This window comes from Acinetobacter sp. ANC 5378 (assembly GCF_013004315.1).
Classification (GTDB): Bacteria; Pseudomonadota; Gammaproteobacteria; order Pseudomonadales; family Moraxellaceae; genus Acinetobacter.
In genome coordinates, this window is sequence record NZ_JABERK010000066.1 from 36,280 (window position 1) to 53,132 (window position 16,853).

Sequence of the window (16,853 nt, forward strand, 5' to 3'; positions counted from 1 at the left end):
AAATTATTGACGATTCCTTTCGCCTAACTGCACACTTTTTGATGCCGCTTGCTGAATAATATCTTTGACCAAAATACGTTTTACCCCTGCTGCAAGCATATCTTGCCAGGCATGTTGCAATGAACCATCAAGGTCAATGCCCTTGGTCGCATCTGAAACCACATAAGCTTTAAAGCCTAATTTACAGGCATCCATCGCCGTCCACGCCACACAAAAATCTGTGGCAATACCAACTATAAATACCGTATCAATGCCACGTTCTTTTAAATAACCGGCCAAACCGGTTGAGGTTTTCTGATCCGCTTCCATAAAAGCAGAATAACTGTCGATATGTGCTACTGTATATATTGCAATATGTAACTACACTGTATATATTATAAAATATGGAATTTATGGAATTTATGGAATTTCGTATGCGTAAACGGACAACAAAAACATCACACAACTACAATTCTAAAGCTCGTGTTGACTGGATTGAAAGATATTCTTTTGTAGCCGAAGAAGACGACTCAGAAGACAGTCCTTTTACATTACGGATGCCTGTAATTATTCAAGGCGATAATACTGTTTGGGAATTAGCAAGCGTCTATTTACAGGATTCATTAATTACCAAATCTGTAGTGGATTCCACTTTAGAGTCAATGAGTAATGGCTTACTAGACTTTCTACAATTCATGGAACACACAGGGCTAGATGTTTTGCATCTACCTTTTAATCAAAATGAAAGGGTAACGTATAGATACCATGCTTCTTTACGTCAAAGAATTAGGCAAGGATTATTAAGGCCTAGTACAGCCAGAGGGAAAATGAATAGAGTTTTAAGGTTTTATGATTTCTGTATCAAAAACCAATTATTTCATAAAGATAGCTTACGCAATTTTCCCTATGAAGAAATTAGAACAAGAATTACTGTTTCTACAGATTTTGGTCGTCCCTTTGAGTTAGAAGTTGAAACTTCTGACCTTGCTATACGTGTAAGTAAAAGACAAGTTTCTGCTGATGCAATTGTTGATGAAGGTGAATTACACCCATTAACTGATACTGAACAAGAATACGTTAAACGGTATTTGAGAGATACAGCCAGTAGAGAGTTCCAATTAATGTGCTATATCGCCTTATTTAGTGGAGCAAGAATTCAAACTGTATGTACGCTAAGAGTTTTTAATATTATTGAATTAAAGAATAAGAAGCCTGATCCTTTTGATGATGCATACTCTTTAAAAGTTGGTTCTAATACCGTTGTTGATACGAAAAATGGAACACAGCTAACTATAAAAATACCTAGATGGTTAGTTGACGAACTTATCGCGTATAGTAAATCGAGAGCTTGGAAAAAGAGAGCAGAGATAAGTTATTACGGTGTCAGTGATCAAAATTATTTATTTCTTACTGCTAGAGGTGATTCTTATTACACAAGCGATAAAGAAGTAGAGGATAGACGCAGAGCTAAGTCATGGAAGGGGTTTAAGAAGAAACAAGGTCTATCTGTTCGTGTCCATATTACACAAATGCTGAAAAAACTGAATGAGAATGAAATAAAAGTAAATCCTTTTACATTTCATGATCTTCGAGCCACCTTTGGCATAAATACGTTAAAAACTATGCTTGCCAGTGGTTTTAATAATGACCAAGCATTAATTTACCTTAAAGAGCGTATGGGGCATCGGCATATCACTACCACAATGAGATATTTAGAACACGCAACACATACCTCAACTATTGTTAATGCCAACACATCATTCTCAGAATCGTTAAATAGATTAAGCAACAGATAATTTAAGATATGAATATCCCATTAGACCTTGATAAAAATACTCTTGTAGAGCTTTATACAGATAGACCTATTGTTTATATAAAAACTGAAACATTCGCCGACATGAGCCAATTACCTGAATATCAATTCAGGAATTTAGTTGTCGTTGCAATGAATAGCAAGGGAGTAGATTCTTGGCTTGATTTTGGTAGTCTTTGCTATAAAAACAAAACCAAAGCTGAATATCTGACGCATGCAGCCAGAGTGGTAGAGTTAAGTCTTGATAAAACACTAGAAGCGGTATTAGATCGGTTTATTAGAAGTAAGTTAAGCAATTGTGCATCAATCACTACTCGTAGTTATCATTGGAGATTGAAATCATTTACAAAGTATTATTGTGAACACTTAAAAGACTTTGATTTTAACGACTACGATCAATGCTGTAAGGCTTATGGGGAATACACTAAAGCATTGCTCTTAGAAAAAGCAAGAAAGATGGCTTCTCCCGACTATCAAAAAGGGTTTTCCGAGTTACAAAAAAGACAAGCCATTTTTGCTGAATTAATATGTATATTTCATAATAAAGATTTGATTAAATTCAAAGGTTCATTCGTTACAATAAAGGGTTCTCATGGCGAGACTAATATAAAACCAGTGAGTGATGATGAACTAACTTATTTCTATGAAATTAACAAACGAGTTTTTTTATCTCTCAAAGCCTTCTTAATGGAAAATAAAGGTTTTCCATTTATATTTAAGGAAGATATTAGTGAAGAAACAATCGTCCATTATCCTACAAATGGATTTCTAAGAACATTTAGAAAAACCTATTTCGATGATAATGGCTATATTGTTAATGAAGAAGAACTTGAAAAAAGAATCCAACAAATTGATGTTGAAAAAGTTGGTAAAATGTCCCTCAAGGGGTATAGAAGTTTTGTTAAGAAATATTATGAAACCACCTTAAAAGACGTAGTTAATCAAAGTAATGCTATTAAATTCCAAGAAAGAGCAAAATTAATTAACTATGCTGTAGCAGCTTTTGCAATGTGTTTCTATTGTGAATCCTCAATCAATCCTGCTCAAATATATACCCTAAGAGAGAAAGAACTTTCAGATTATAAACCTTCTATTAAGGGGTTTAAGGTAACTATAATTAAACCTAGAGCTGGCTATAAAGCTACTAATCTTTTAGTTAGTGTAAAAATGCTACCTTTAATACATGAATATAAAGAATTCAGAGATTGGGTTTTATCATTGGTATCTAATAATAAAATAGATAAAATGTTTTTATCATTAGATACTAGACCAAAAACATATAATTCCTTTGAAAATATTGAAACATATTCAGGTAAAGATACTGTAAATTACAGAAGATGGCTATCTTTATATATGCCAAAATTTGGGTGGATTAATCCCCCTGTTATTAGAAAAACAGTTAGTAATTTTATTTTAACAGTTACTAATAGTGCATCAGCAGCAAGTCAGAAATTAGGAAATACGCCTAAAGTAGTTATTAAGCATTATAGTGAAGTAACTGATAAGCAACACAGTGAACAACTCACCGACTTCTTTAGTCATGTATATGATAATATTGCAAATAAATATCGAAAAAATGAAGAAGTTGTTGATGTTAATATCAATATAGAAGGAAAAGAAATTCCTGTTGGAAGTTGTATAAATTCTATACCTGTCCTCAATTCAGGTTTTTCTGATGATCTAGAAGAACCAAGTTGTTCAAACCCTGCCTCATGTTTATTTTGTAAAGGATATGTTGTGCATTCTGATCAAGAGGACATTAAAAAGTTAATGTCTTTAAAAAAGATATTAAATATGTCTGATAAAACAGAAGAAGCTATTATTGTAACAAGAAGAATTAATGAGATATTAAAAATTTTATTAGATAAACATCCTGAAACTAAAGAAGTTTTTATCTCTGTCGCTAATACCATAGAATCGGGAGATTTTGATGATTATTGGCGAGATCACTTAAATCTATTAATCGAATTAGGGGCAAAATTCTATGCTTAATTTAGATAAATTTTTAAGCTATCACTCGCCTATTCAAATATCTCATGAACTTCCTGATGACCTTGCACCTGTTACTCCTGATGCAGAAGGTAATGTTTTAAGCCGCTTTGGGGACTCTATCTGGGATTTTAGACACTTGAAGTCAAGGCATTCAACTTATGATCACTTGGATTTCACAGAAGAAGGTTTAGATTTAAATGCTGAAACGATATACCACTTTAAATTAATAATTTATTATGAGATCTTTTATTCTGAAAAAATAAAAGATGTATTGGCATTTGGAACAATTGTTGGGAAATATTTAAAAGTAAAATATTTTGCAACCTTATTTATTAAATCAAATATCTCTAGTTTTCTATATCTTAAAAAGAATGGTATTGCTAAAAATCAAGTATTAGAAAAACTTGGAGTGAATAAAGAAATTACTGTAGGGCAATATTATGGTGCTATGCAGTTAATTAATTCTACAGGATTATTTTTCGATATAGAGGATTTTGGATTTGATGATGCCTTTATGCATAAAGTAAAAAAGCTAATGGGGCAAGCTGTAAAAGATAGAAAGCAAACTATCTTAATTCCAAATCGTATTTACTCTGAATTTATTAAGTCAGGCTTAGATGTTTTTGAGAAATTCAATCAGCACTCTGCTGAAATTGAAAAATATTTTGTAAATCAGGTTTATAGCACATTAAGTCCAATGGAATTAAGGTCTACAGCCCATTTTTCTAGAAATGCTAAAAAACATGGGATCTTAGAATTTAATAATGCATTTGAAATAACGAATGCTTCTTCATTCATTGTTCGTTTAATTCAAATACAAATAATAGGTTTTTTATTAATAGCTTGCTTTAGTGGAATGCGTAAATCTGAGATCCAATCTTTAGGAGTTGATTGTCTAAATACCTCTAAAATTGGAGATAGAGAAATCTATACCTTAACAGCATACACAGCTAAAACTTCTAATCAGGGGATAAAAAGAGTCACATGGATTACTTCTGAGCTTATTAAACCTGTTATTGATGCTTTAAAAGTATTGAGAATTATATGTAAAGAATATAGTGATTATAAAAATTTATATACAGATTTATCATTAGAAGACTATCCTCTCTTGCCGAATTATGTGCATAAAAAACTCGATGAGATTAAAGGTAGTCATCCTATTTTTGATTATCCCCCACTGATTGCAGAAAAAATAGATGTTGCTATTAATCAACTAATTAAAAATATTGATTTTAGGCAATCTGACCTTGATGAGCTAACTCATTTCAACCCACTCATTGATTGGGGTGAAGAATATAAATTAGAGATTGGAAAAAACTGGGTATTTAGATCTCACCAATTCCGCAGATCATTAGTGGTTTACGGGGTAAGGAGTGGTTATATTCAATTTCCATCCTTAAAGAAACAATTACAACACCTCACAATAGACATGACAACCTATTATGGAAATCAGGCAGGTTCAGCTCAAAATCTATTTGAAGAAAAGATAGTTACCGAGTTTAGAAAAGAAAATATTAGATACCAATTTGTCCAATACGAAGAAAAAGTGCTGAATAATAACGATCTCCTCTTTGGTGGAGAAGGTACAAGAATACATTTATCTAAACTTACTGCTGATGGACCTTACTATTTAGAGAATAAAAAGACTACCTATAAGCATTTTGAAGAAGGACGAATGGCTTATAAAAAGACCTATCTAGGAGGATGCGCTAAAATAGGGGCATGTGACAAGTTAGGTTTTTCTTATATTACAGTTTGCCTTAATTGCAAGGATGCAATTTTCGATTCATCATCTAAAGAAACTATGAAAAAGACAAAGCAAGCCTTTTTACAACGGTTGCAGAAGTATGAACCTGATTCTATTACCAATAAACAGTTGCAAATAGAGATAAATGCTATAGATAAAGTATTAAATAAAGTTAATGTAATTGAAGTTGAGGTTTCTGATGTCTAAGGCAATTAAAAACTTTGAAAATGCCCTTCAACGTCTAATTGATGGGAAACCGAGCATTGTTAAGCCACCATATACCATTAATAACGATACAGTTGCTTTGGAAGCAGGGCGTAAACGTGGAGCTATTAAGAAATCTAGACCTGAGTTAGCTGAGCTGCTAGTTGCAATAGCCGAAGCAGAAGCTCGTAGAACAGGTAAAAGCGAAACTGAAACAGTAGATATTCGGGATAGTAAACTTCAAGAAGCTCAGGAAAGGATTAAGGAATTAGAAACTCAGTTAGCAGAACTTCAAGACAAATATGACAAGCAGTTAGCTCAATTAAACATACAGATGTATCGTAATATGCAATTTCAAAAGCAATTACAAGGCGGTAAAAACACTGAAAGTAATCTTCTTGATTTTATGAAAAATTGAATTTGTGAGCCTGTAAATTATTCGTATTCCAACCTTAAGTGTGCTGACTGCCTGAGCTTATTTTTATCATTCTCTCACGTACAACACGTATAGGTGAATTATGTGCTTTTAGAAAACTTTATAAATGGAACTAGGCTATTCTTAAGATTTTTTATGTTTGATAAAACTTCATTATTTTTAACATGATCTTGAAGATCATTATCATTAATAAAGCGTTGAAGTAATCTTTGAGTATAAAAAGAGTCTAAGTTTGAAGTTAGTAAATCTACGTTTTTTACTAATATTTCATCATTATTGGTTAAAACTTTAATATATTCAAGCTTAGATAAATTAAGATATGTCCATTCTTTAACATTAGAAAAGAACAGCTTTCTAATTTCAAATTTGTCTTTAATATTGGATTTATATTCTAATCCAACAGGCAATTCTCTTAGATCATCTAATATATTATAAAGCTTTTCAAGTTCATCTAATTTAGTCCATAGTTCTTTACATTCTTTTGATATTTCTTCACTAGCTTTTTGACCTCGCCATTTTTCAGATATAGCCCAAGCTACTGTTGCTCCTATTATGGCAGATACTAATCCTGATATTGCTTTCCAATCTACAGTACAAATTTCCATAGTCACCCCTTTAAAACTCGATATACAGTAGCAACGCCACAACCTACAGCTTTTGCTATTTCTTCTTTTGTTAAGCCTTTATTGTTTAACTCTTTGATTCTATCATGTTTTACTGTGTCAGCTTTCTTGCCTGTAGGCTTGTATCCGCTTCTCTCCAAACCTTGTTTAATTCGCTCTCTACGCTTGTCATTGTCTAATCGAGCCATAGTAGCCAATAAGTCTATGAGCATATTGTTTACAAGAGTTAGAATAGAGCCTGTGATGTTGTCAGTTGAGCTAACAAGCATGTGAGTTGTTGGCAAATCAGCAACAACTAGCTTTAAGCCCTTTTCTTTTATACGTCCTTTCAATACATCAAAGTCAGTTTGAGAAAGCCTAGATAAGCGGTCTACGCTCTCAACTAATAACGTATCTCCATTCTCTGAATCATCGAGCAAATGATTCAATACAGGTCTATCTAGCTTTGTACCTGATTCATTCTCTACATACTCTTTCACATCATCTTTTTTAATGGTTCTAGCAAACTCTCTTAAATCATCTAATGCTCTTTCTGCATCTTGGTCTTTGGTACTGGCACGTACATATATTCTAGTAGTCATTTCTCATTTAACTATATTTTATTAAGTGTTATGACAATACTATCATTTAATTTGTTTTTATAGTCTATTGATAAACAAATTATCATTTAATTTTGTTATCTATTGAGTATAGTTCATTGATAGGTAGATATTGATAGGTAGATATTGATAGGTAGATATTGATAGGTAGATATTGATAAATATTAAGCTAATTATTTCTTAAAAGATTAATTATTAAGTTGAATTATCTTTGATCAGCATCCATGTAAGCTATTAAATTTTAAACTAAAGAGTATGAAAATTATGGCTGCTTATACAAATAAAACAGAACAATACTTACAAAGGGTAACTTCTGATAAGGAACACTGGCTTGCTTCTTATGGAGTTGGAGATACTGTGCCATATTCAGGTATATATAAGTGCTTAGGATGTAATAAAGAAATTACTAGTAATAAAGGAGACCCTTTTCCACCTCAGAATAAGCATCAACATACTTCTGATCAAGGAAAGGTAGTCTGGAAACTTATCATCAGAACTGATACTGAAGGTAATAAATTCGCATAAAGAACATAGCCCATTTTCGAATGGGCTAACCAGTGAAAATGAACTATAGTCTAATGATGGTAGTGAATTATAATTCCTATGCCAATGATCTACATTAAAAGCTTTTTAAGCCTTTCAGTGGCTTTGTTGCACAAACCTATCTGTAAAGGCTTTTTCAGCGATATAATTTTCAAATGAAGAAGCCTACACACAAAATCTACCGCACAACCAATTGGCCCGCATATAACCGAGCACTCATGAGTCGCGGAAATATTGCCATTTGGTTTGATCCTGCTACGCAATGGTATGCTCCATCAAAAGGCAAACAAGGGCGAAATCAAACCTACTCCGACGCAGCTATCCAATGCTGCTTAATGATTAAATCCTTATTCCGTCTATCTTTACGTATGGTCACTGGCTTTGTGCAAAGTCTGATTAAACTTTGCAGATTAAATTGGACCGCACCAGATTACAGTACGCTTTGTAGAAGACAAAAGCATATTGATATTGCAATCAGCTACCAAAAAAGTAGCGATGGGCTGCATCTACTCGTAGACTCTACAGGCATGAAATTTCTAGGTGAGGGCGAATGGAAACGCAAGAAACATGGAGCTGAATATCGTCGCCAATGGCGTAAACTACATATTGGTATAGATGCCAAAACCCTACAAATACGCGCTATTCAGCTCACAACCAATAATGTCAGTGATTCACAGGTGCTTGGTGATTTACTTAATCAGATTCCACAAGATGAGCAGATTGACTCTGTTTATACCGATGGAGCTTATGACACCAAGCAATGCCGTCAGGTCATTGCAGATCGGCAAGCACATGCGGTGATTCCACCTAGAAAAAATGCGAAACCATGGAAAGATACAAAGAGTAGCTCGCTAGAGCGAAATGAATTACTTCGAACAGTTAAACGTTTAGGCAGGACATTATGGAAAAAATGGTCAGGCTATCATCGCCGCAGTTTGGTGGAAACCAAGATGCATTGCATCAAATTATTAGGCGATAAATTAATGGCAAGAAGCTTTCCTAGTCAGGTGAATGAAATTCATGCACGTGTAGCAGTCCTCAACAGATTTACGGAATTAGGTCGACCACTTACCCAAGTTACGCCTTAAATTTGGCTCAATTAGGGGCGCTTTGCATTTCAAATCTTTGTGCAACAAAGCCCCTTTCAGTAATAAAAAATAATCCTATGTTATAGTTTGATTTTTAATAAATCTAAAAGAAAATTTCTCTAATGAATAAGCTTATCTTATGGTCGTTATTATTTTTCTCAGTTCCTGCTATCGCATATACACCTAAATTATTATTAGTTGATAGTGATAATTATTCTTTTAAACAGTATCTTGATGAAAAATCAATTCAAAGAATAGATAAAAATCTAATGAAAGTAGTGGTTTATGACAAACATACTCGTAAGATAAGTGATGAATATGCAAAAAACTATCAATCAGCAATTAAAGTTTATATTGTGGATTGTCCTTATAAAGCTTTAGCAATGGGACAAGCAACTTATTATAGTGGAATGACCTCAAACAGTGATTTTGTAGGGGCATATAACAATATTAAAGGAATGGATGGAGATACTGGAGAGATTATCTATTTCTATGATGATCTTGAATTTACATCTATTAAAAATTCAAATGTTAACCAAAAAATATATAAACGTGTTTGTATCGGGAAATTATCTAACTCAATATAGATTGCTTAATACTATTTATTAAACAGACTTACTGATTTTTTCGTAAGCGTCCGCTGAATCCCATGCCTATTTTTTAATTTTGGTCGGATTTCCAGCGGTGTGGCAGTAATTCTTCTATTTGGGTGACTTTATGCGTCGGCAGCCTTTTCAGCACATCACTTAAATAGGCATACGGATCCAGTCCATTCAGCTTTGCTGACTGGATTAAAGTCATGATATTGGCAGCTCGTTGGCCGCTGCGCAGCGAGCCAGCAAACAGCCAGTTCTTACGTCCCACCGCCCAGGGGCGCATCTGATTTTCAATCCAGTTATTATCTATAGGCAAATTGCCATCATCCAGATAGCGGCAGAGTGCCTGCCAACGTTTTAGGCTGTAATTGATCGCCTTGGCAGTTGGAGAACTCGATGGCACCGCCAGATAATGTTGGTTGAGCCATTCATACAGTTGTTGCATCACCGGTTGGCTATGCTGTTGCCGGTATTCGCGGCGATGTTCTGCTGTACCATCGGTCTTTTTCCTGAGTTCTGCTTCTATGGCATACAGTTTCTGAATCAGCACTAATGCCTGTTCAGCGATCTGACTTTTCCCGGTCACATGCAGTTCATGGAATTTACGACGTGCATGTGCCATGCAGCCCACCTCAATGACCTGGCCTGATTTAAAGCGTGCTTTATAACCACTGTAATCATCACAGACCAGATGACCCTGCCAGCCATTCAGGAACGCTTCAGCATGCTGACCTGAACGACTATCCTGAAAGTCATAGATCACTGCCTGAACTGGATTGTACTGTGTAGTGGCATAGGCCCAGACATAACCTTTCTTCGGTTTTTTCTCATCATCACCCATCCGCATGATGGTGACCGGCGTTTCATCGGCATGGATCACCCGCTGTTGCAGCACCACCTGTTTTAAGGCATTGGCCAGAGGTTCCAGTTCCACACCGCAGCGACCAATCCAGTCAGATAAAGTAGATCTGGACAGATCAATGCCCGCCCGCTGATAGATCAGGCGCTGACGGTACAGCGGCAAATGATCGGCATACTTCGATACCAGCACATGGCTGAGCAATTCAGGTGAAGCAATGCCTTTATCAATCACATAGGCAGGCATCGCTTGCTGAGTCAGAGTGTCGCACTGATCACAGACCCATTTGCCACGGACATGCTGTTCCTTGTAGAACTGTGCCGGTCTGAAATGCAGTTTTTCACTGATATCTTCGCCGATACGACGTAACTGGCAGCCACAACTGCATTGGGTTGATGCAGGTTCATGCTCAATACGGATGGTGTGTAGATGATCTGGCAGCAGTCGACGTTTAGGTTTGTTGACTGTGGCTTTCTGTGTCGCTGCATCGGTTTTATCTGCATTTAATCGTTCTAATTCTAGATCAACGGCTGCGATATCTTCTTCGACCGCTTCGTCCCATAGATGGATTTGTTTTGCGGTAAGATGTTCGTTTTTACTGCCGAATTTATGATTTTTAAACAGCGCCAGTTCATGCTCGTATTTTTGATTGAGAATAGAAAGATGCTGAACTTTGGCATCCAATTGCTGGTTTGATTTTTCTAATTCTTGATTTGATTGTGCCAGAGACTGATGCTGCATCGCCAACTGCCGGGTAAATTCCAGCAGTTGTTCATGGGTCAGTTGGCTTAAATCAGGCAGCATTTTCATGACCGCAGTATGCCTGAGGTCATGACGCAGAGGAAATAGAACGTTTGGAGAATAGCAGAATGTAGCAGCCTAGTTTAGAGCATTGTTACCACTTGCTGTCGTCCAATGCGCTGCCAGGGCAAACCCTGAATTAGTGCCTGTAACTGTTCTGGACTGAGAGCTACGTTTTCACCCTGGTGAACTTTAGCCCAGTGGAATTTTCCCTGTTCCAGCCGCCTGGCACACAGCCAGATGCCCAGTCCATCATGTACCAGCACTTTCATACGATGGCCACGTTTATTACAGAACAGGTAGGCGCAATGCGGTTTGATTGAGCCAAAGGCTTTCATAATCTGCGCCATGGCCGTATCCATACCCGCACGCATGTCCATGGGCTGGGTAGACAACCAGATTTCATCGATACGGATCATTTGATCAAGCCCTGAAGTAAAAGCAGTAATTCAGTTGCAGACTCCACCGGCCATTCGATTTCGATCATCTGATCTCTTACGGAACCTTGTTCATCATGTAATGGAATCCTGATATGAGCGGTAGCTTTCTTCTCTGGCACAGGTGGCGGAGGTGCTTCTTGTTTGACTGGCGTCGGGTGAAGAATGACGGGAAGGAAGTCGGTCTGTGGAATGGATGAGATTGTTAATGATGGAACCATTGATCTGGACTGACGAATCCATTTATGTAACAGATTGGCATTGATCTGATGTTGCATTGCGACCTTAGCCACCGATGTATCTGGCTGCTGGCATTGCTGAATAAGTTGATGTTTAAATTCAGCCGTGAAGGTTCGACGGGGCTTTTTTAGCGTTGGTGCAGTGTCTATAACTGTCTTTAAATCCATAAATAGGTGTCCACTTAAATTTTAGTGGACACTATCGCGGTATTAATGAGTTAGAAAAAGTGGGGCTCAGCGGACGCTTACATTTTTTCCTAGCTTATTATAGGTTTAATACCTTTTAAGTGTAGTGAGCTGTATAAGTCTAATGATAGGTTATATATCTTTCTATTTTTATCAGTAATTAAAGCTCTTCAATATACCTTTGAATTTTTCCTCTAAAGTATCTTTTGAAGTATTTTCAAAAAGCTTTTCTAATGTCTGTACATTTCTGACTTCTATATTCTTAAAGTTTTCAGTTTGTAGACTTTGATATTTCACACTAGACGCAATTACAGCAAAGTTTTTGTTTCTCCCTCCCTCTTTCATAAATTTATCAAAGCTGAGTTGCATATCTATTGATGCTTTTTTATAGTCAATCCAACGAGTTGTGCTTAAAGTAAAATGGTTTTTTATATCATCATTAATTAAAGTAGTTGCAGCTAAAAGATCTTTTTCTGAGAAATTAATTTTTTTCCCTATGTTTGATGGAGTGATTTTATCTTTTTCAGATGGGGTATGTTTTAATTCTAAGAACGACTTATTTGAACTAAGTTTTTGTGATAACTCATTTTCAGTAAGAAAAATCTTTTGATTATTAACAATGTATCTATCTGAAGTTAAGAGTATAAAATACTTTTGATTATTCATTTGGATACATGTGTAGTACATATCATCTATTAGTTCTTTTTGTTTTAAAGGCTCTGTTCGATTAAGTACAGAGTTCTTAAGTATTTTCTCGCTTTCAATATAAGTTCTTATACCAAAAGGGAAGGTATATTGATTAGATTGTTGATATGGAATTTGTACAGTTAGTCGTTGAGAATAATTTTCAGCTTCATCTAATGACTTATGTTTAAATTTTGCTAAATCCCAATTTTGAATTGATAGATAAACATAGTCTCTATATTGTCTACATTCACCTTCTATCAATTTATCCATATCTTCTATACTTGTATTCCTCAATTTAGAAACGAATGTTGTTTCTAAAGATGGGTCTGTTAAGTGTGGGTTTGGATATATATCAAAAATTCTGGATTGGCTGCTTGTGCTTAATATGCAGATGGGTAAAGCTAATAAAGCTATTTTTAAATTGATATTCATTAAAAATTTACTCAAAGTATTATTTTAAAGTTAAAGAAAATTTTACTCTATCTAGATGAATGAAACAGCACAACTCCCCTGAAATTTAATTTCTATTCAAATAAAGCCTTCATTTTTATATATCTCTATAAGCTCCCTTTTATTTCAATATAAGGTTTATACATAATTCCATGATAGCAACTATCGGGATGTTGAGCAGATAAGAAAAGTGGGGGTTCAGCGGACGCTTACAGTGAGCTAAACTTTCAGCTTAGTGTAGTAAAGCATGTCCTCAGTCTGAGTGGACATACCCTATGCTCTGTCTACGTGAATGAATGAGCATGATTATGATTGCCCTGCTAATTAATTTCTATTCACCTACAGCATTTTATTTGTAGCAAATATCTATTTTTTTATTCTTAGTTATGAAGCATTTTAGTGAGTTATCAGAAACTAGGCTCATATCACTTATTTTTTTATAAAATAAATCTCTATAGTAAAAATTAGCTTCTACATTGTTTAGTGATGTTCCACATTCTTCATAATCATCTGTTTTTGCTTTGTAACACATTTCTGTTTCTATGGAATAAGTATTTCCACTTTGCTCAATAGAAGTATAAGAACCTCCTGCACCATATCCACTAGAAACGATACAGCTAGACTTATTAACTAGTTTATCATTTGAGAATTTATAGCAGATAGTCGCATCTTCATTCATAGGCGCACTATAGGCAGTTTCACAGACAATTGATAAAACTAACATTATAAAATATTTCATATTATTTTTTCCATCTGCATTGATTTAGATTTTTACTGATTTAGAATCATAATCTAAATTTTCCATAAAATTTGATTAAATATATGAAAAAAATAGCATTAATAACTACACTGCTTATTGTGTGTGGTAAAGCTTCTGCACTTACTTGCTCTCAACTTTCAAAGATTGCAGATGACAATAGTATTATGTATGGAACTAAATATAGTTTTGTTGTTAAAGGTCAAAAAGGATTCAGAACTTATTTTCATTCTGCACCATCAGCACAATGTAAGATTAAACAACTATTTCTTATTCCGAAAGATTCAGTTGTAGCATATCAAGAGTTTAAGAATGAAAATAAAACATGGCTCTATATCATGTACATAGACAAGAATGGGAAAGATACATCAGGTTGGATGTTAGAACGTGACTTTAAAATATCAGGCTCTTTAAGTCCATAAAGAATTAATAGGCTCAACTGCCTTGTTAGTAAGAATACTTTTATCTTCTTATTATTTAAGTTTAAATCCACATTTTTTCTGCACCCACCAATTGAAATTAAGTAATTTAAAACATTTCTTATATGGAATTTTTACCATCAGAAATGAAGTTTTTTTTAATTTTTATATGGAATTTTTTAAGATAATTGGAAATTCGCTATTATTCTTATATTTTACCTTTAAAATCATATTCTTATTGTAAAATTCCATATATTGCTTATATACACTGGGAAGAATGGAAACCTTTGCGAATAATCAATTGTGCAATCGGTAAATTGAGATCTGGATGCAATTCGGCATCTGGCGTGCCTTGAACACAATGCGCAGGCCACAACACTTGAGTCCCATAATCTAATTTGATCGTTTCAAAAGGCTGTTTAGCTGGATGATTTTCAGCAAATGAAATATGATTTTCCGGATGCCAATCTTGGGTAATCACAATATTGTCAAAACACTGCGCCAATTGATTAATGTTCGGAATGATCTGATCGGCATTCGCTACAGCCAAATTACCCCCCGGCATAAATCCTCGTTGCACATCCACCACAATCAAAGCCGCATTCTGCATTATTTTCATCCCTTGAAATATCGATTTACGCCCAAGCATAGCGCAAAATAGTAGAGGATTTTTAGCGCTAGCGATAAAAATACAATGACTGTTCATTCGGACTAATCTTGCAATCAGCTCAATATCTGCATCATTTTGCAATGAATAATAAATGAAGGATTCGTTTTTATTTCCTCTCAATCGGTAAGAAATAAAGAAAATTCCCCCTAGCAATGACACGATAATTTTTTAATTTCTGACCATAAAAAAAGCCTGCTAATGCAGGCTTTTTTAAATCTTTTTAATCTTACACTTTTGTGCGGTTGACCAGAATCAGCATACATACTGCCGAGATAATGATGCATGGAATCGCTGCGGTAATAACCCCTGCTGCACCGAAGCCTGCAGTCAATAACTGACCTGCAATCACTGGACCTAACATGGCACCAATACGTCCCACGGCTGATGCCATACCAACGCCTGTTGCACGCACTTCGGTCGGATAAACGATACTACCGAAGGCATACAGTACGCCCTGACAGCCAATCACGAAGGCACCGGCCAATGCTGCAGCCATATACATCTGGTTCAGCGAGCTTGCACCGTTCAATGCCAATAGGCCTGCCAAAATACCACCGTACATCAACAGAATCACGTAAGCTTTTTTCCAGCGATCCGTCAGCATACCTAGAATCACAGTACCAATCGTTGCAGTGACCATGAAGTAGAACTGTGCAGTTGAACCATCTTTACGGGTGAAACCCAGTTCCATAAACAATGATGGTAACCAGCTCAGCATGATGTAAACCACCATCAGCGTGAAGAAGTAGCTGACCCAAATGCACAGGGTACGTAACAGGTTATTCGAGTTAAACAGATCCTTGAATGAACCTTGTGGGGCAGCGGCAAGTTCAGCTGCAGTTTTGTTCTGTGCTTTCAGGTATTCTTTCGACTCAGGCAAGAACAGCATCATCAGTGGAATCACGAAAATCGGTAATAAACCACCCAAGTAGAACACATTCTTCCAGTTGGCACCGAATTCAGTCGCGGCAACTAATGACAGGATCGCAGCACCGACCGGCATACCACAGTACATCAGGCCCACGGCACGACCACGATTTTTTGGCGATACGGCTTCAGAAGCCAGCGTGATCAGAATCGGCATCGCACCGCCCAGACCTGCACCCGCCAGGAAACGCACTACCAGCAAACTGTTAAAGCTGTTCACCCAAACCGTACATAAAGTAAATACGGCAAACACTGCTGTCGACCAGATCAGGACTTTCTTACGACCAATACGATCTGCAAATCGACCGCCGACCAGTGCACCAGGCAGTAAGCCTAAAATCCCTGCGCTAAAAAACACCCCCAATTGAGAACTATCTAAGCCAAAAGATTCACGAATACCGGCTGCTGCAATACCTGCCGCTTGAATATCCAATCCCTCAATCACTGCAATTAAAAAACAAATCGCAACGGTAATGACGGAATGTCTGTTATCTGATCTTTCCATTGGAAAATCCTTGTTCAATCAGTGTCCAAAATAGAGCGTCATCATCCATGAGTCTGGAAATACACATAACTACCAATAAGTGGAACAATCCACAATTTATGGATAAAAATAATAGATATTTAACGTTTTTAAATGCAATAACTCATAGTCGCAAAAACAATTAATCTGGAGTTAATCTGGGTGAAAAAGTGAACCATACAATAATGATTTCAATCCAAGAGCGTCTGCCCATCGCAAAAGTGCAGCAATCTATTTATAGTTTTAACTAATTATTACCCAAGTTTTTAATGATGATA

General features: G+C 35.8%; 16 protein-coding genes and 2 pseudogenes. 8 read left to right on the forward strand and 10 right to left on the reverse strand.

What is annotated here, in order from left to right:
* Window positions 1-3: 3 nt before the first annotated feature.
* A pseudogene (locus HLH16_RS13320) lies at window positions 4-336 on the reverse strand (isochorismatase family protein); the annotation flags it as partial.
* Between the two features lie 77 nt (window positions 337-413).
* Here HLH16_RS13320 and HLH16_RS13325 point away from each other — a divergent pair.
* Genes HLH16_RS13325 through HLH16_RS13340 form a run of 4 tightly spaced genes read left to right on the forward strand, consistent with a single transcriptional unit; the run spans window position 414 to window position 6,153 of the window.
* Complete coding sequence (locus HLH16_RS13325) at window positions 414-1,775, forward strand: tyrosine-type recombinase/integrase (RefSeq protein ID WP_171529688.1); 1,362 nt, start codon at window positions 414-416, stop codon at window positions 1,773-1,775.
* A gap of 8 nt (window positions 1,776-1,783) precedes the next feature.
* Window positions 1,784-3,784, forward strand: coding sequence for a hypothetical protein (locus tag HLH16_RS13330; protein WP_171529689.1), 2,001 nt, complete (start codon window positions 1,784-1,786; stop codon window positions 3,782-3,784).
* On the forward strand, window positions 3,777-5,738 hold the full coding sequence (locus HLH16_RS13335; protein ID WP_171529690.1) for a hypothetical protein: 1,962 nt from the start codon (window positions 3,777-3,779) through the stop codon (window positions 5,736-5,738). The genes HLH16_RS13330 and HLH16_RS13335 overlap by 8 nt, the downstream gene beginning before the upstream one ends.
* Complete coding sequence (locus HLH16_RS13340; protein WP_171529691.1) at window positions 5,731-6,153, forward strand: hypothetical protein; 423 nt, start codon at window positions 5,731-5,733, stop codon at window positions 6,151-6,153. Before HLH16_RS13335 ends, HLH16_RS13340 begins: the two co-directional genes overlap by 8 nt.
* Before the next feature lie 98 nt (window positions 6,154-6,251).
* Here HLH16_RS13340 and HLH16_RS13345 read toward each other — a convergent pair whose 3' ends face one another.
* Together HLH16_RS13345 and HLH16_RS13350 are read right to left on the reverse strand one after the other, a co-directional pair.
* Window positions 6,252-6,776, reverse strand: coding sequence for a hypothetical protein (locus HLH16_RS13345; protein WP_171529692.1), 525 nt, complete (start codon window positions 6,774-6,776; stop codon window positions 6,252-6,254).
* Between the two features lie 2 nt (window positions 6,777-6,778).
* Window positions 6,779-7,375 (reverse strand): recombinase family protein, encoded by a 597-nt coding sequence (locus HLH16_RS13350; RefSeq protein WP_171529693.1) that lies wholly within the window; start codon window positions 7,373-7,375, stop codon window positions 6,779-6,781.
* Between the two features lie 282 nt (window positions 7,376-7,657).
* Between HLH16_RS13350 and HLH16_RS13355 the strand changes: the two genes are divergently transcribed.
* From HLH16_RS13355 to HLH16_RS13365, 3 genes are all read left to right on the forward strand, one after another.
* Window positions 7,658-7,918: a protein L gene (locus HLH16_RS13355; RefSeq protein ID WP_171529694.1), complete on the forward strand. Its 261-nt coding sequence runs from the start codon at window positions 7,658-7,660 to the stop codon at window positions 7,916-7,918.
* 173 nt (window positions 7,919-8,091) lie between these two features.
* Complete coding sequence (locus HLH16_RS13360) at window positions 8,092-9,024, forward strand: IS5-like element IS17 family transposase (protein ID WP_171529695.1); 933 nt, start codon at window positions 8,092-8,094, stop codon at window positions 9,022-9,024.
* 122 nt (window positions 9,025-9,146) lie between these two features.
* Complete coding sequence (locus HLH16_RS13365; RefSeq protein ID WP_171529696.1) at window positions 9,147-9,611, forward strand: surface-adhesin E family protein; 465 nt, start codon at window positions 9,147-9,149, stop codon at window positions 9,609-9,611.
* A gap of 73 nt (window positions 9,612-9,684) precedes the next feature.
* Here HLH16_RS13365 and tnpC read toward each other — a convergent pair whose 3' ends face one another.
* The 5 genes from tnpC to HLH16_RS13390 all read right to left on the reverse strand — a co-directional run bounded on the left by tnpC (window position 9,685) and on the right by HLH16_RS13390 (window position 14,018).
* The gene (tnpC, locus tag HLH16_RS13370) at window positions 9,685-11,289 is read right to left on the reverse strand and encodes an IS66 family transposase (RefSeq protein WP_171529697.1); all 1,605 of its coding nucleotides are present in this window, start codon (window positions 11,287-11,289) and stop codon (window positions 9,685-9,687) included.
* 74 nt (window positions 11,290-11,363) lie between these two features.
* Complete coding sequence (gene tnpB / locus HLH16_RS13375; protein WP_004783682.1) at window positions 11,364-11,699, reverse strand: IS66 family insertion sequence element accessory protein TnpB; 336 nt, start codon at window positions 11,697-11,699, stop codon at window positions 11,364-11,366.
* Window positions 11,696-12,124 (reverse strand): IS66-like element accessory protein TnpA, encoded by a 429-nt coding sequence (gene tnpA / locus HLH16_RS13380; protein ID WP_004783683.1) that lies wholly within the window; start codon window positions 12,122-12,124, stop codon window positions 11,696-11,698. The genes tnpB and tnpA overlap by 4 nt, the downstream gene beginning before the upstream one ends.
* Window positions 12,125-12,295: 171 nt before the next feature.
* The gene (locus HLH16_RS13385; protein WP_171529698.1) at window positions 12,296-13,261 is read right to left on the reverse strand and encodes a hypothetical protein; all 966 of its coding nucleotides are present in this window, start codon (window positions 13,259-13,261) and stop codon (window positions 12,296-12,298) included.
* A gap of 367 nt (window positions 13,262-13,628) precedes the next feature.
* Window positions 13,629-14,018 carry a hypothetical protein gene (locus HLH16_RS13390; protein ID WP_171529699.1) on the reverse strand — a complete coding sequence of 130 codons (390 nt, stop codon included), beginning with the start codon at window positions 14,016-14,018 and terminating at the stop codon, window positions 13,629-13,631.
* A gap of 83 nt (window positions 14,019-14,101) precedes the next feature.
* Here HLH16_RS13390 and HLH16_RS13395 point away from each other — a divergent pair, with 83 nt between their 5' ends.
* The gene (locus HLH16_RS13395) at window positions 14,102-14,458 is read left to right on the forward strand and encodes a hypothetical protein (RefSeq protein WP_171529700.1); all 357 of its coding nucleotides are present in this window, start codon (window positions 14,102-14,104) and stop codon (window positions 14,456-14,458) included.
* Window positions 14,459-14,729: 271 nt separating this feature from the next.
* Here HLH16_RS13395 and HLH16_RS13400 read toward each other — a convergent pair.
* Together HLH16_RS13400 and mhpT are read right to left on the reverse strand one after the other, a co-directional pair.
* Window positions 14,730-15,074, reverse strand: a pseudogene (locus HLH16_RS13400) (isochorismatase family protein); the annotation flags it as partial.
* Window positions 15,075-15,351: 277 nt separating this feature from the next.
* Window positions 15,352-16,557: a 3-(3-hydroxy-phenyl)propionate transporter MhpT gene (gene mhpT, locus HLH16_RS13405; protein WP_171529701.1), complete on the reverse strand. Its 1,206-nt coding sequence runs from the start codon at window positions 16,555-16,557 to the stop codon at window positions 15,352-15,354.
* Between the last annotated feature and the right edge of the window lie 296 nt (window positions 16,558-16,853).

Excerpts from the sequence above, each read along its gene's own strand:
- HLH16_RS13390 (WP_171529699.1), bottom strand. The coding sequence starts at position 14,018 with ATGAAATATTTTATAATGTTAGTTTTATCAATTGTCTGTGAAACTGCC.
- tnpA (WP_004783683.1), bottom strand. The coding sequence starts at position 12,124 with ATGGATTTAAAGACAGTTATAGACACTGCACCAACGCTAAAAAAGCCC.
- tnpB (WP_004783682.1), bottom strand. The coding sequence starts at position 11,699 with ATGATCCGTATCGATGAAATCTGGTTGTCTACCCAGCCCATGGACATG.
- HLH16_RS13335 (WP_171529690.1), top strand. The coding sequence starts at position 3,777 with ATGCTTAATTTAGATAAATTTTTAAGCTATCACTCGCCTATTCAAATA.
- HLH16_RS13365 (WP_171529696.1), top strand. The coding sequence starts at position 9,147 with ATGAATAAGCTTATCTTATGGTCGTTATTATTTTTCTCAGTTCCTGCT.
- HLH16_RS13350 (WP_171529693.1), bottom strand. The coding sequence starts at position 7,375 with ATGACTACTAGAATATATGTACGTGCCAGTACCAAAGACCAAGATGCA.
- HLH16_RS13330 (WP_171529689.1), top strand. The coding sequence starts at position 1,784 with ATGAATATCCCATTAGACCTTGATAAAAATACTCTTGTAGAGCTTTAT.
- HLH16_RS13385 (WP_171529698.1), bottom strand. The coding sequence starts at position 13,261 with ATGAATATCAATTTAAAAATAGCTTTATTAGCTTTACCCATCTGCATA.
- HLH16_RS13325 (WP_171529688.1), top strand. The coding sequence starts at position 414 with ATGCGTAAACGGACAACAAAAACATCACACAACTACAATTCTAAAGCT.
- HLH16_RS13345 (WP_171529692.1), bottom strand. The coding sequence starts at position 6,776 with ATGGAAATTTGTACTGTAGATTGGAAAGCAATATCAGGATTAGTATCT.
- HLH16_RS13395 (WP_171529700.1), top strand. The coding sequence starts at position 14,102 with ATGAAAAAAATAGCATTAATAACTACACTGCTTATTGTGTGTGGTAAA.
- mhpT (WP_171529701.1), bottom strand. The coding sequence starts at position 16,557 with ATGGAAAGATCAGATAACAGACATTCCGTCATTACCGTTGCGATTTGT.
- tnpC (WP_171529697.1), bottom strand. The coding sequence starts at position 11,289 with ATGAAAATGCTGCCTGATTTAAGCCAACTGACCCATGAACAACTGCTG.
- HLH16_RS13360 (WP_171529695.1), top strand. The coding sequence starts at position 8,092 with ATGAAGAAGCCTACACACAAAATCTACCGCACAACCAATTGGCCCGCA.
- HLH16_RS13340 (WP_171529691.1), top strand. The coding sequence starts at position 5,731 with ATGTCTAAGGCAATTAAAAACTTTGAAAATGCCCTTCAACGTCTAATT.
- HLH16_RS13355 (WP_171529694.1), top strand. The coding sequence starts at position 7,658 with ATGGCTGCTTATACAAATAAAACAGAACAATACTTACAAAGGGTAACT.